Origin of the sequence: Afifella sp. IM 167, from assembly GCF_020144925.1 — a bacterium.
GTDB lineage: Bacteria > Pseudomonadota > Alphaproteobacteria > Rhizobiales > Afifellaceae > Afifella.
Map to the genome: position 1 here is coordinate 207,465 of NZ_NSLC01000004.1, position 12,364 is coordinate 219,828.

The following is a 12,364-nucleotide window of genomic DNA, read 5'->3' on the forward strand; positions in this document are numbered from 1 at the left end:
GCAGTCCGGTCTGATACGCGCTAGCTGCTCGGCGGCTCGGGCCGCGGGGTCGGGCCGAAGGTATCCGGCTCCTCTTCCTCGACCGCCGGCTCCTGCAATTCGATCGTCCCCTGCAGGACGCCGTCGAGGTTGGTCAGGAATTCCTTGATGCGCCGGGCGTTCTGGCCGAAATCGTGCTCGCCGATGCGCGAGGCGGAGCGCATGTCGACGATGGAACCGTCGGTGGTCGGCACGACACGGATGACGACGTCGTCGAGGAAGGCGAAGAGAAGCGTGCGCGCCACCGCCTCGATGGAGCCGATGCCTTCGCCCGCAACCGGCGTATAGCTTTCCTCGATCCGCCAGCCGCGATCCTTCACCAGCGCCTCGGCGACCGCGAAGACCCGGTCGGTCGACAGCGGATAGAAGCGGGCCGTCAGTCCCGGATAGGCCTCCACCTGCCGCTCGGCGTCTTCCGGCGGCGGCAGGGGATGATCGAAGGCGAAGAAGCGGGGCGGATCCTCCACATCCGTGCTGATGTCGTTCAGCTGCGGATAGAGGACGAGAGCGGTCATCGCCGCCGCGAAGAGAATGAGGGCCGGCAGGGAAAAGAAAAAGCCGGCGAAGGCCTGGCCGGCACCCTCGTCGCCGCTCGACCAGATGCCCACCAGCGCAAAGACCGCGAAGGCGAGCGCCACGAGCGCCAGCGCATAGCCGAGAGCGATCGCGGGGGGCACCGTCGCGATCGGCAAGAGGCCGAAGCGGTTACCGAGCGCAGCGATCACCAGAACGGGCAGCGAGAGCACGCCGAAACGGCGTGCCCAACTGGCCGAGACCGAGCGGTGTCTTGGGAGCCGGGCAGCCATCTAGAGCCTAGGCATCCGCGGCCGCCTCTGGAGAGCGGAAGCGTTCGCGCAGAGCCATCTTCTGGATCTTGCCGGTGGCGGTGTGGGGAATTTCTTCAACGAAGGCAACGTCGTCGGGTACGGCCCACTTGGCCACCTTCGCGGCGATGAAGTCAAGCAGCTCCTGCTTGGCCGGGCTCTCGCCCCGCTTGGCGACCACGACGAGGAGCGGCCGCTCGCCCCATTTCTCGTGGGCGACACCGATCACGGCGGCCTCGGCGACGGCCGGATGGCCGACGGCGATGTTCTCCAGTTCGATGGAGGAGATCCACTCACCGCCCGACTTGATGACATCCTTGGAACGGTCGGTGATCTGCATGTAGCCGTGGCGGTCGACATGGGCGACGTCGCCGGTGTCGAAAAAGCCCTCCTCGTCGAGAAGCGTGCCGCCCTCGCCCTTGAAGTAGGCCCGCGCTACGGCCGGCCCGCGCACCTTCAGCCGACCGAAGGTCTTGCCGTCCCAGGCGAGGCGCTTGTCCATGTCGTCGGTGATCTTCATTTCCACCGTGAAGGGCGGATGTCCCTGCTTTTCCAGAATGTCGAGGCGCTCCTCGCCGGCGAGCGAGGCATATTCCGGCTTCAGCGTGCACAAGGTGCCGAGGGGGCTCGTCTCCGTCATGCCCCAGGCGTGGATGACCTCCACGTCGTAGACCTTCTGGAACTTCTCGATCATGGCGCGCGGGCAGGCCGAGCCGCCGATGACGACACGCTGCAGATGCGGCAGCTTCAAATCGTGTTCCTCCAGATGGGCAAGCAGCATCATCCAGACCGTCGGCACGGCCGCCGTGATCGTCACCTTCTCCGTGTCGAGAAGCTCGTAGATGGACGCGCCGTCCATCTTCGGGCCGGGCATGACGAGGGCGGCGCCCACCATCGGCGCGGCGTAGCAGATCGACCAGCAATTGGCGTGGAACATCGGCACGACCGGCATCATCCGGTCGCGGCTCGACAGGCCGAGCATGTCGACCTGGTTGGCGGTCATCGCGTGCAGGACGTTGGAGCGGTGCGAATAGACGACGCCCTTCGGCACGCCCGTCGTGCCGGAGGTGTAGCACATGCCCGCGGCGCAGTTCTCGTCGAAGCTCTGCCAGGCGAAGTCGCCATCCGCCTCGGCGAGCCATTCCTCGTAGGGCACGAGGTCGATCTCAGAATCCGGCAAATGGGCCGCATCGGTCAGCACGATCACCTTTTCCAGCTTCGGCAGCTGAGGCATCAGCTTCTCCACGATCGGCACGAAGCTGATGTCGGTGAAGAGAATGCGGTCCTCGGCGTGGTTGATGATGTAGACGATCTGCTCGGCAAAGAGGCGCGGATTGACGGTATGGCAGACGGCGCCGATGCCGATGATGCCGTACCAGCATTCCAGGTGGCGCATGGTGTTCCAGCCGAGCGTGGCGATGCGATCGCCGAGCCGAACGCCCTCGGCCGTAAGGCGCTGCGACAGCTTCAGCGAGCGCTCGCGGACCGTGCGATAGTCGGTGCGATGAATTTCGCCTTCCACCAGCCGCGAGACGATCTCGCGCTCGCTGTGATAGGTCGCGGCGTGATCGAGAATGCGGTGGCAGTTAAGTGGCCAGTCCTGCATGAGACCGTGCATTCGTTCCTCCCCTTTTGCCGGTCGATCCGCCATTTCGCAGCGCCCGCCGGTATGCGTAGCGCAGGATGAGACCGGTCATTCTTCATTGTCCATGCGGACGGAAAAAGCCGCAATCCGGTCGAACTCTTTCCCAACATCGACGTTAGCGGTCCGATATGGCTGAACAAGAGACCACCGGCAACGAGACCGGCCGCAGCGGCGACAAGCGCGACGAGCATTTCTCGCTGCCGCAACTGGAGTTCGAGATGGCGCTCGACATGGCCGAAGGCCATGAAGAGGGCTGGATCCACCTTGTGCGCCAGGCCGCCGAGATGGCCGGCGGGGATCTCCTCTTCGTACTGCCAAGTTTTTCGCCCGACGGCGAGGCCCGCGAAAAGGCCATGGTGCGCATCATGGACGACGGCCGGGAGATGCTCCTGTTCGTCAGCCGCGGCGAGCAGGGCTTCGTCTATGAAGGCGAGGAAGCCATTCCCGACGAGATCAAGGATTTTGCCCGGGCGTCGATCGACGTGCTGGAGCTGATGCAGGCCGACGAGGACATCACCGCCCAGCGTGGCGAAGATGACACTTCCGCGCCTGAAGAGACGCCTGCGTAGGAAAGACGCGGCGTGTGTCTTGCCCCGAATCGTTAAGCGGTCATTAAGTCAAACTGTCCACAGTGGCATAGCCGCTACCTGCGGGGTGGAACCATGGCGCACGTACAGAAAGAATCTCCCTATCAGTCGCAGCATCACGACCGCGAGGTCGCCGAGCGTCTTCGGGAGCGATACAATCAGATCGGCATCCCCGCAGTGAAGGCTGCGGCGGGCGTCAAGAGCGCAGGCACGACGAAGAAGTCCTGAGGCTCCGCTTCAGGCGAGCCAGCGCTCCAGCCTGTCGAGCCCTTCCGCGATCGCCTCCTCCGCCCCTGCGAAGGAAAGGCGCATCGTCAGGTGGCCGCGGTCGCCGTCGAAGTCCGCGCCGGGCGTTGCGGCAACACCCGCCTCTTCCAGCATCCGCCGCGCAAAGGTGGCCGAATCGTTGGTGAAGCGCGCCACCGAGGCGTAGACGTAAAAGGCCCCGTCGGCGGGCGGCATTTCCTCGAAACCGATTTGCGGAAGCCTTTCCAGAAGGCGCGCGCGGTTGCGCCGGTAGCCCTCCTTGATCGCTTCCAGCTCCTCGCGGCAATCGAAGGCGGCGACCGCGGCGCGCTGCGACAGCTCCGGCACGGAAATGTAGAGCGACTGGGCGATGCGCTCCATCGGCCGCACCAGCTTCTCCGGCACCACCATCCAGCCCACCCGCCAGCCGGTCATGCAGTAGTATTTGGAGAAGGAGTTGATGACGATCGGCTCCTGCGAGAAGGCGAGCGCGGTCTCCGCCCGCCCCTCGAAGACGAGGCCGTGATAGATCTCGTCGGAGATGAAGCGGATGCCGAGCTCGGCCGCCGTGTCGATCAGCTCCCGGAGCTCTTCGGGCCGCGTCATCGTTCCGGTCGGATTGGCGGGGCTCGCCACCAGCACGCCCGAGAGCGGCGTCTTTTCGTGCGCGGTGCGCAGCGCCTCGGCCGTCAGCACCCAGCGCGTCTGCGGCCCCACCGGAATTTCCACCGCTTCCAGTCCGAGAACGGCGAGGATGTTGCGATAGGCGGGATAGCCCGGCGCGGCCATGGCGATGCGCGCGCGCGGATCGAAGGCGCCAAGGAAGGCGAGGCTGAAAGCGGCGGAAGAGCCGGTGGTCACGATGACCCGGTCGGGCGAGACGTCGACGCCGTATTCGGCGCCGTAATGGCGGGCGATACGCTCGCGCAGGGCGCGGATGCCGAGTGCCTCGGTGTAGCCGAGACGGCCGATATCGAGCACCCGGCGTGCCGCCTCCAGCACCCGCGAGGGCGCGGCCGCACCGGGCTGGCCGACCTCCATGTGGACGATCGAACGGCCGGCGGCTTCCAGTTTCGCCGCTTCAGCCAGCACGTCCATGGCGAGAAAGGGCGCGACGCCGCTGCGCTCGGAAGCGCCCTTCAGAACGGCCTCGACCAGGTCGTCCGGCGCATTCGCGTCATGTGCACGCCACATTGTTTTCCCTTTGTTGCGCGGTGACGCGCCGCCGGCTTGACCGGGCGCGCGCGTTGAAGTTCCTAACGCGAAGCTCCGTCCGTGAACAGCAGCCGCATCGAAATGCCGCTCGCCGCAAGAAAGATACGCCCCGACCCCATCGCCCGTGCCTTCAAGGGCGCGCTGGCGAGCCTTTTGACGCTCGTCCTCGCCTTGGCCCCCGTGGCGGCCGACGCGCAGCAGCGGCCGAAAACGATCATCCGCGACGCGGAGATCGAAAGCCTCCTGCTCGACTATGCCAAACCGATTTTCGGCGCCGCCGGCATCGGCTCCTCGGGCGCGGAGATCGTGATCATCCAGGACAACGCCTTCAATGCGTTCGTGGCGAGCGGCCGGCGCATGTTCATCAATACCGGGACGCTGCTGGAAGCGAAGACGCCGAACGAAGTGATCGGCGTCATCGCCCACGAGACCGGCCATCTCGCCGGGGGACACCTGCAGAACCTTCGCAACGAGATGGCGCGGGCGCAGGCGATCGGCGCCATCGCCTCCATCCTCAGCGTCGGCGCGGCAGTGGCGGGGGCGAGCGCCGGCTCGAGCGAACTGGCCCGCGGCGGCGCGGCGGCGATGACGCTCGGCCCGTCCATGGCCATGCGCTCCCTCCTCTCCTATCGGCGCGCCCAGGAGATCGCGGCCGACCGGGCGGCGCTCACCTATCTCAACGCCACCCGCCAGTCGGCGAAGGGAATGATCGACATCTTCCGCAAATTCGCCGACCAGTCGCTCTTCTCCGCCCAGTATGTCGATCCCTATGTGCAGTCGCATCCGATGCCGCGCGAGCGCATCGCACAGCTGGAGAGCGTGGCGGCCAAGAGCGCCTACTGGAACGCCAAGGACCCGCCCGCCCTGCAGTTCCGCCACGACATGATGCGGGCAAAACTTTCCGGCTACACCGAATCGCCCGGCCGGATCGCCCGGCGCTTCCCGTCTTCCGACAAATCCCTGCCTGCCACCTATGCCCGCGCCATCCTCGCCTACCGCACCGGGGGGCTGCGCTCGGCGCTCGGCCAGATCGACGCCCTCATCCGCACCGAGCCGAACAATCCCTATTTTCACGAACTGAAGGGACAGGCGCTGCTGGAATCCGGCAAGGCGGCCGAGTCGATCGGTCCCCTTCGCCAGGCGCAGTCGCTGGCGCCGAAGGCCGGGCTGATCCGCATCCTCCTCGGCCATGCGCTCCTGGAGACGGGCAAGAAGGGGCTGCTGGACGAGGCGATCGGCAACCTCAGGACCGGCCTGCGGAGCGAACCGCTCTCCTCCAACGGCTACCGCTTCCTCGCCACGGCCTATGCCGAGCAGGGGCGCATTCCGGAGGCCGAGCTCGCCACCGCGCAGGGCCTCCTCATCGAGGGGCAGGTGGATGCCGCCAAGGGTTATGCGCGACGGGTTCAAGCCAAAGTGAAGCATGGCACGCCGGAGTGGCTGCAAGCCGACGACATTCTCACCTATAAACCGATCAACACCGACAGCTGAGAAAAGCCGTCACCCACGAAATGAGACAGTCCGCCATGAACTCATCGCGCATCATGATCGCCATCATCGTCGCCCTCGCCCTGGTTCTCGGCGTGTCGGCGTTTTACGTCGCCGGCTCCAGCCATGCCGGCATGGCCGAGGCGGCCGCGGCCGCGCAGACGCCCGAGCCGATCGCGGACGACGCGACGGGCGATGCGGTCCGCAACTACCTCCTGGAGAACCCGGAGATCATCGAGACGGCGCTGATGGCGCTGCAGGCCAAGCGCGCCCAGGCCGCCAAGGCCGAGCAGAGCCAGACCATCACGCAGATGCAGGACATGCTGTTCAATTCGGAGAACCAGGTCGTGCTCGGCAATCCGGACGGCAAGGTCACGCTGGTGGAGTTCTTCGACTACAATTGCGGCTACTGCAAACGCGCCTACCCCGACATGATGGCACTGATCGAGAGCAATCCGGACCTGAAGATGGTCCTGAAGGAGTTTCCGATCCTCTCGGAAGGCTCGATGGAAGCCGCGCGCGTAGCCATCGCGATCAACGAGGTCGCTCCCGACCGCTATGCGGCGTTTCATCGAGAGATGATGACCCGGGGCGGCCAGGCGGACCGGGCGAAGGCGATGCAGATCGTCAACGACCTTGATCTCGATGCTGCGGCCGTGGAAAGAGAGGCTGCTGCGACCTCGGTCGACGAGAACATCTCGGAAGTGCGCGCACTCGCCGACGCTCTCGACGTTTCCGGCACGCCGTCCTATGTCATCGCCGACCAGGCGGTGCCGGGGGCTGTCGGCTTCGACCAGCTGCAGCAGATGGTCATCGCCGCGCGCAAATGCGGCGGCAACAGCCTGACGTGCTGACCCCGCTTCCCGGCCCGGCCGCGGCAGCGGCGAAAAGCCGGGGCAAAGGGATGAGTGCTTGATGAAGCGGCTACTGCAACTCTTCACCTGGTGGCACGAAGCGACGCTGAACACCCTCTTCTACACCTGGCGCAAGGGCATCCTCGTCGGCGAGGATGACGAGGGCAACCGCTACTACAGGCACCGCAAGGGCAACCGGCGCTGGGTCATCTACAACGGCGCCGCCGAGGCCTCGCGCATTCCGCCGGGCTGGTACGGGTGGATCCACTACCGCACCGACATCCCGCCGACGGATGAGAGCTACCAGATGCGGGCCTGGGAAAAGCCGCATCACCCGAACATGACCGGCACGCCCGGCGCCTACCGCCCGGCCGGCTCCATCGCCACGCCGCAGCATCGCCCCGAGGTGACGGGCGATTACGAGCCGTGGACGCCCTGAGCGGGGACGGAGCGGCAGATATGCGGCGAATGGCCGGACCGCAGCGCTAGCGCTCGTGCCTTCCTCGGGCCATCATTCCTGCCCATAGGCCCGACAGCCAACCCCGACCGGATTCCTCCCAGATCGATGCGGATTTTCCTCGCCAGCCTCGCCCTCGCCTTCTCGGCCCAGATCGCGCTCGCCGAGCCGATCCATAATCCGGTCGCCGTCTTCCGCGGGCTCGACAAGATCACCGGCCGGATCATCACCTTCGACGTGAAGATCGACGAGACGGTGCAGTTCGGCGCCCTGCAGGTGACGCCGCGGGTGTGCAATACGCGCCCGCCGACGGAGCCGGAGCAGACGACCGCCTTCGTGGAGGTCGACGAGATCACGCTCGCCAACAAGGTGCAGCGGCTCTTCACCGGCTGGATGTTCGCCTCCAGCCCCGGCCTGCACGCCATCGAGCACCCCGTCTATGACGTGTGGCTGATCAACTGCAAGGCACGGCTGGAAGACATGAACACCGAGCCGCAGGGACCCGAGCCGCTGCCCGAACTCGCGCCCGACGAGCCCTTGGAAGATCAGCTCCCGCCCGAGGATTGATCGTCACGTCCGGTCGTGCCGCTCGCCCGGCCGGAAATCCCCTTCCCCGTCGCACCTGAAGCGCAGCCTCCTTCTGGCGTGAGGATTGATCTTTTTCTGAATTCTGTTATTTCTGTTGTTACAGAATTTGGAGAAATAAATGCGCGTCACACCCGTCATGGAGAAGTTCATTCTCCACTGGGGCGAGATGGGATCGCGCTGGGGGGTGAACCGGTCGGTCGCCCAGATCCACGCCCTCCTCTATCTCGCGGCCCGGCCGATGCCTGCCGAAGAGATCTCCGAGGCTCTCGCCGTCGCCCGGTCCAACGTCTCCAACAGTCTGAAGGAGCTGCAGGCCTACCGCCTCATCAGCGTCACGCATGTGAAGGGCGACCGGCGCGACCATTTCTCGGCCGAGGCCGATCCCTGGGAGATCATGCTGCGCATCGCCGAGGAGCGGAAGCGGCGGGAGATCGACCCTGCCCTTTCCATGCTGCGCGATTGCGTCATGGAGGCGGAAGAGGCCGAGGACACGGACCCCGCCGTGCGCGAGCGACTGACCGCCATGCTCTCGTTCCTGGACGAACTGACGGGCTGGTACGAGCAGGTCCGCCGCCTGCCGCGGGCAACGCTCGTCGCCATCGTCCGGCTCGGGGGAAAGGTGGGCAGCCTCGTGCGCCGCTGATCCCCGGGGCCAATTCACCGAAGGAGAAACAGATGTCCAATCTTTCGTTCTTCCTCGCCCTCGGCCTTGCCGCCGCGACCGGCGGCAGCGTCGTCGCCGTCCTCTACCGGCCGCTCCTGAAGATCACGACCGACCTCTGCGAGGCCGAGTATCGCGGCCGCTTCTGGACCGCCTATGCCTGCGTGATGCTCGTGATCGCGCCCGTGCTGGCGCTCAGCTTCGCGACGGCCTTCGGCCATGTCGATTGGAACGAGCCGCTCTTCCTCCAGCGTCTCGTCTTCGCGGCGCTCCTCGGCCTCACCATCGCGATGGCGATCTTCGGCTACGGCGTCTGGGAGCCGACACGGCGCATCATGGAAGAGCGCCGGGCGGAGGCCGCGCGCGAGAGCCGTCAGGTTCCGCCCGAGCTCCCCGCAAGCTGAGCCGCAATGCGCGTTGGCGTGATAGGCGCGACCGGCCTCATCGGTCGCCATGTCGCCCGCGAGCTGACGGAGCGCGGCCATGGCGTGCGGGCCTTCGGCCGCTCCTCTCAAAAGCTCCCGGCGATCGTGGCGGACGAGCGAATCGCGCTCGCCGCAGGAAACGACTGGCGCCGTCTGCTCGAAGGTCTGGACGGGGTCGTTCTTGCGATCGGCGCCGTTTCCGGCCCCGACATGATGGAGGCCCATCGCACCCTGCCGGACCTCGTCGCCGACGCCGCGTCGGGCCTCGGAATCACCCGCCTTGTCTTCGTCTCCGCCATCGGTGCGGCACCCGACGCGCCGACCCTCTTCCTGCGGTCGAAGTCGGAGGGGGAAACCGCCATCACCTCTCGCCGGCTGCCGGGCTGGACGATCCTGCGACCCTCCCTCGTTTACGGACCCGGCGGCAGGAGCATGGAATTCCTCGCCCGGCTCGCGGCGCTGCCGGCAAGACCGCGCATCGCAAGCGGGCCGATCCGGCCGATCGCCGTCGACGATCTCGCCCGCGCCGTGGCAGCGCTTCTGGAAGGTGGTCAGGACCTTCCGGCGGCGATCGACGCGGTCGGGCCCGAACGCATGTCGATCGACGACTACATCGATGCCCTCGGAAAGCGCATCGGCAGCCGGCCGATCGTCACGGCACGGCTACCGGGGCCCTTGCTCTCGCTGGCCGGTCGGGCCGCCGACATCGTCGGGCCGACGCTTCTCTCCAGCGATTTTCTTCTCATGCTGAGAGAGGGTGCGGACGGCGATCCCGAGGCCCTGCCGCGATATTGCGGCGTCCGGCCATCCGGCCTCGCCGAGGGACTTGCGCGCCTCTCCGTTCCTCGCCGGAGGCGGTGATGGAGACCTATCTCCTCGTCAAATACCTGCACGTCATCAGCGCGACGGTGATCTTCGGCACGGGCCTCGGCACGGCATTCCAGATGTGGATGGCGCATCGCAGCCGGGACAGCCGGAGCATCGCCACCGTCGCCCGGAACGTCGTCGTGGCGGACTGGGTCTTCACCACACCCGCCGTCATCGCCCAGCCGCTGACCGGCACGCTCCTCGCGGTCATGGCCGGCTACGGACTATCGGATCGCTGGCTCCTCGCTTCCGTGCTTCTCTACGCGCTGGCTGGCGTCTGCTGGCTGCCCGTGGTGTGGATCCAGCTGCGCCTGCGCGCCCTCGCCGAGAAGGCGGTGTCGGACGGAGCGCCGCTTCCGGCGGCCTATCACCGTCTCTTCAGGTTGTGGTTCATCCTCGGCTGGCCGGCCTTCCTCGCGATCCTCGTCATCTTCCACCTGATGATCGCCAAGCCCTCGTTCTAGGGCCTCAGGCGGCGGGCCGATCGAGGGCGAAGAAGTCGCCCCTCACCGTCAGCGCCGCCTCCAAAAGCTCCTGATAGCGCTCGCGCGTCACCGCCGTGGCGCCGAAAGTCGCGAGGTGATCGGTCACGAACTGGGTGTCGAGCAGCGTGAAGCCGCCGGCCCGCAGGCGTTCCACCAGGGCGACGAGCGCGACCTTGGATGCGTCGCGCGCATCGGAAAACATCGATTCGCCGAAGAAGGCGCCCCCGAGGGCAAGGCCGTAGAGGCCGCCGACCAGTTCGCCGTCCTGCCAGGTCTCCACCGTGTGGACGAAGCCGCGCGCGAAGAGCGTGCCGAAGAGACGGCGAATCTCGCCGTTGATCCAGGTCGAGCGCCGGCCCGGGCGACGGCGGGCGCAGCCGGAGATCACCGCGTCGAAATCGGTGTCGATGCGGGTTTCGAAGACGCCGGAGCGGATGGTGCGCATGAGGCGCCTGGGCGCGTGGAAGGCGCCCAGCGGGATGACCCCGCGCTCATGCGGCTCGACCCAGTAAAGGCCCGGATCGTCGGCCGAATCGGCCATCGGGAAAATGCCGCAGGCATACGCCTTCAGAAGGATTTCCGGCGTGATGGCGAATTCGCCCTCGCCCTTCATCGATGGCTACGCGATCTTCTCGCTCGAGCGGGAGGCGGCGAGGAAATCCTCCAGCCAGCGGATGTCGTACATGCCGTTGGCGATATCCGGATTGGAGACGAGATCGCGGAAGAGCGGCAGCGTCGTCTCGATGCCATCGACGACGAATTCGTCGAGCGCGCGGCGAAGGCGCATCATGCATTCCACCCGGGTCCTGCCGTGGACGATCAGCTTGCCAATGAGGCTGTCGTAATGCGGCGGCACCCTGTAGCCCTGATAGACGGCCGAATCGACCCTGAGGCCGAGCCCGCCCGGCGGGTGGTAATAGGTGATGCGGCCCGGCGAGGGCGCGAAGGTTTCCGGATTTTCCGCATTGATGCGGCATTCGATGGCGTGGCCGGTGAAGGTCACATCCTCCTGGCGGATCGACAGAGGCGAGCCGGCGGCGACGCGCAGCTGCTCGGCGACGAGATCGATCCCGGTAATGGCCTCCGTCACCGGATGCTCCACCTGCAGGCGGGTGTTCATCTCGATGAAGTAGAACTCGCCATCCTCGTAGAGGAATTCCACCGTGCCGGCGCCGCGATAGCCGAGCTTCGACATGGCGTCGGCGACGGTCTTGCCGATGCGCTGGCGCTCGGCCGCGTTGAGGGCCGGAGACGGCGCCTCTTCCCAGACCTTCTGATGGCGCCGCTGCAGCGAGCAGTCGCGCTCACCGAGATGGACCGCCCTGCCCTCGCCATCGCCCATCACCTGCACCTCGATATGGCGCGGATTGGCGAGGTACTTCTCGACATACATGGCATCGTCGCCGAAAGCGGCCCGCGCCTCGGAGCGCGCGGTGTCGAAGGCGCGCTCCACATCCTCGGCGCTGTTGGCCACCTTCATGCCGCGACCGCCGCCGCCGGCGGCGGCCTTGATGAGGACGGGATAACCGATCTCGGCGGCAATGCGGGCGGCCTCGGCCGAATCGGCCACGGCGCCCTTGGAGCCGGGAACCACCGGAATGCCGAGGGAAACCGCGGTCTCCTTGGCCTGCACCTTGTCGCCCATCAGGCGGATGTGCTCGGCCGTGGGGCCGATGAAGGTGATGCCGTGGGCGGCGAGAATGTCGGCGAAGCGGGCATTCTCCGACAGGAAGCCGTAGCCCGGATGGACCGCGTCCGCGCCGGTGATCTCGCAGGCGGAGACGATCGAGGGAATGTTCAGATAGCTCGCAGTGGCGGAAGGCGGGCCGATGCACACGCTCTCGTCGGCGAGCCGCACATGCATGGCATCCGCGTCTGCCGTGGAATGCACCGCGACCGTCTGCACGCCCAGTTCCTTGCAGGCGCGCAGGATGCGAAGGGCGATCTCGCCGCGATTGGCGATGAGGACTTTGGAGAACATCG

15 protein-coding genes are annotated in these 12,364 nt (G+C 66.5%); 10 read left to right on the top strand and 5 right to left on the bottom strand.

Annotated features, from left to right (window positions below):
- Positions 1 to 20: 20 nt before the first annotated feature.
- Positions 21 to 845 carry a DUF1499 domain-containing protein gene (locus CLD20_RS08550; RefSeq protein WP_224406195.1) on the bottom strand — a complete coding sequence of 275 codons (825 nt, stop codon included), beginning with the start codon at positions 843 to 845 and terminating at the stop codon, positions 21 to 23.
- Between the two features lie 7 nt (positions 846 to 852).
- Positions 853 to 2,481 carry a long-chain-fatty-acid--CoA ligase gene (locus CLD20_RS08555; RefSeq protein ID WP_224406196.1) on the bottom strand — a complete coding sequence of 543 codons (1,629 nt, stop codon included), beginning with the start codon at positions 2,479 to 2,481 and terminating at the stop codon, positions 853 to 855.
- Positions 2,482 to 2,636: 155 nt separating this feature from the next.
- Between CLD20_RS08555 and CLD20_RS08560 the strand changes: the two genes are divergently transcribed.
- Together CLD20_RS08560 and CLD20_RS08565 are read left to right on the top strand one after the other, a co-directional pair.
- Positions 2,637 to 3,077, top strand: a complete 441-nt coding sequence (locus tag CLD20_RS08560; protein ID WP_224406197.1) for a hypothetical protein — start codon at positions 2,637 to 2,639, stop codon at positions 3,075 to 3,077.
- A 93-nt stretch (positions 3,078 to 3,170) separates the two neighbouring features.
- Entirely contained in the window at positions 3,171 to 3,323 is a 153-nt protein-coding gene (locus tag CLD20_RS08565) for a hypothetical protein (protein ID WP_224406198.1), read from the top strand.
- A 9-nt stretch (positions 3,324 to 3,332) separates the two neighbouring features.
- Here the strand turns inward: CLD20_RS08565 and CLD20_RS08570 are convergent, their stop codons facing one another.
- On the bottom strand, positions 3,333 to 4,439 hold the full coding sequence (locus CLD20_RS08570) for a pyridoxal phosphate-dependent aminotransferase (protein ID WP_224406416.1): 1,107 nt from the start codon (positions 4,437 to 4,439) through the stop codon (positions 3,333 to 3,335).
- 177 nt (positions 4,440 to 4,616) lie between these two features.
- On the opposite strand from CLD20_RS08570, the gene CLD20_RS08575 reads away from it, so the two are divergent.
- From CLD20_RS08575 to CLD20_RS08610, 8 genes are all read left to right on the top strand, one after another.
- Positions 4,617 to 6,047: a M48 family metalloprotease gene (locus CLD20_RS08575; RefSeq protein ID WP_224406199.1), complete on the top strand. Its 1,431-nt coding sequence runs from the start codon at positions 4,617 to 4,619 to the stop codon at positions 6,045 to 6,047.
- A gap of 35 nt (positions 6,048 to 6,082) precedes the next feature.
- Positions 6,083 to 6,898: a DsbA family protein gene (locus tag CLD20_RS08580; RefSeq protein ID WP_224406200.1), complete on the top strand. Its 816-nt coding sequence runs from the start codon at positions 6,083 to 6,085 to the stop codon at positions 6,896 to 6,898.
- Positions 6,899 to 6,959: 61 nt separating this feature from the next.
- A complete protein-coding gene (locus CLD20_RS08585; RefSeq protein ID WP_224406201.1) occupies positions 6,960 to 7,337 on the top strand; it encodes an NADH:ubiquinone oxidoreductase subunit NDUFA12 in 378 nt (125 codons plus the stop codon).
- A 126-nt stretch (positions 7,338 to 7,463) separates the two neighbouring features.
- Positions 7,464 to 7,922 (top strand): DUF2155 domain-containing protein, encoded by a 459-nt coding sequence (locus tag CLD20_RS08590; RefSeq protein ID WP_224406202.1) that lies wholly within the window; start codon positions 7,464 to 7,466, stop codon positions 7,920 to 7,922.
- A gap of 139 nt (positions 7,923 to 8,061) precedes the next feature.
- On the top strand, positions 8,062 to 8,586 hold the full coding sequence (locus tag CLD20_RS08595; RefSeq protein ID WP_224406203.1) for a GbsR/MarR family transcriptional regulator: 525 nt from the start codon (positions 8,062 to 8,064) through the stop codon (positions 8,584 to 8,586).
- A 32-nt stretch (positions 8,587 to 8,618) separates the two neighbouring features.
- A complete protein-coding gene (locus CLD20_RS08600) occupies positions 8,619 to 9,008 on the top strand; it encodes a hypothetical protein (protein WP_224406204.1) in 390 nt (129 codons plus the stop codon).
- Positions 9,009 to 9,014: 6 nt separating this feature from the next.
- Positions 9,015 to 9,890: an NAD(P)H-binding protein gene (locus CLD20_RS08605; RefSeq protein WP_224406205.1), complete on the top strand. Its 876-nt coding sequence runs from the start codon at positions 9,015 to 9,017 to the stop codon at positions 9,888 to 9,890.
- Positions 9,890 to 10,360, top strand: a complete 471-nt coding sequence (locus CLD20_RS08610) for a DUF2269 domain-containing protein (RefSeq protein WP_224406206.1) — start codon at positions 9,890 to 9,892, stop codon at positions 10,358 to 10,360. The genes CLD20_RS08605 and CLD20_RS08610 overlap by 1 nt, the downstream gene beginning before the upstream one ends.
- Positions 10,361 to 10,364: 4 nt before the next feature.
- Here the strand turns inward: CLD20_RS08610 and aat are convergent, their stop codons facing one another.
- Entirely contained in the window at positions 10,365 to 10,994 is a 630-nt protein-coding gene (gene aat, locus CLD20_RS08615; protein WP_224406207.1) for a leucyl/phenylalanyl-tRNA--protein transferase, read from the bottom strand.
- A 6-nt stretch (positions 10,995 to 11,000) separates the two neighbouring features.
- The gene (accC, locus tag CLD20_RS08620) at positions 11,001 to 12,362 is read right to left on the bottom strand and encodes an acetyl-CoA carboxylase biotin carboxylase subunit (RefSeq protein WP_224406208.1); all 1,362 of its coding nucleotides are present in this window, start codon (positions 12,360 to 12,362) and stop codon (positions 11,001 to 11,003) included.
- Between the last annotated feature and the right edge of the window lie 2 nt (positions 12,363 to 12,364).

Bases quoted from the DNA above. Each gene is read 5' to 3' on its own strand.
- accC (WP_224406208.1), bottom strand. From the start codon at position 12,362: ATGTTCTCCAAAGTCCTCATCGCCAATCGCGGCGAGATCGCCCTTCGC.
- CLD20_RS08580 (WP_224406200.1), top strand. From the start codon at position 6,083: ATGAACTCATCGCGCATCATGATCGCCATCATCGTCGCCCTCGCCCTG.
- CLD20_RS08590 (WP_224406202.1), top strand. From the start codon at position 7,464: ATGCGGATTTTCCTCGCCAGCCTCGCCCTCGCCTTCTCGGCCCAGATC.
- aat (WP_224406207.1), bottom strand. From the start codon at position 10,994: ATGAAGGGCGAGGGCGAATTCGCCATCACGCCGGAAATCCTTCTGAAG.
- CLD20_RS08550 (WP_224406195.1), bottom strand. From the start codon at position 845: ATGGCTGCCCGGCTCCCAAGACACCGCTCGGTCTCGGCCAGTTGGGCA.
- CLD20_RS08605 (WP_224406205.1), top strand. From the start codon at position 9,015: ATGCGCGTTGGCGTGATAGGCGCGACCGGCCTCATCGGTCGCCATGTC.
- CLD20_RS08555 (WP_224406196.1), bottom strand. From the start codon at position 2,481: ATGCACGGTCTCATGCAGGACTGGCCACTTAACTGCCACCGCATTCTC.
- CLD20_RS08570 (WP_224406416.1), bottom strand. From the start codon at position 4,439: ATGGACGTGCTGGCTGAAGCGGCGAAACTGGAAGCCGCCGGCCGTTCG.
- CLD20_RS08600 (WP_224406204.1), top strand. From the start codon at position 8,619: ATGTCCAATCTTTCGTTCTTCCTCGCCCTCGGCCTTGCCGCCGCGACC.
- CLD20_RS08560 (WP_224406197.1), top strand. From the start codon at position 2,637: ATGGCTGAACAAGAGACCACCGGCAACGAGACCGGCCGCAGCGGCGAC.
- CLD20_RS08610 (WP_224406206.1), top strand. From the start codon at position 9,890: ATGGAGACCTATCTCCTCGTCAAATACCTGCACGTCATCAGCGCGACG.
- CLD20_RS08595 (WP_224406203.1), top strand. From the start codon at position 8,062: ATGCGCGTCACACCCGTCATGGAGAAGTTCATTCTCCACTGGGGCGAG.
- CLD20_RS08565 (WP_224406198.1), top strand. From the start codon at position 3,171: ATGGCGCACGTACAGAAAGAATCTCCCTATCAGTCGCAGCATCACGAC.
- CLD20_RS08585 (WP_224406201.1), top strand. From the start codon at position 6,960: ATGAAGCGGCTACTGCAACTCTTCACCTGGTGGCACGAAGCGACGCTG.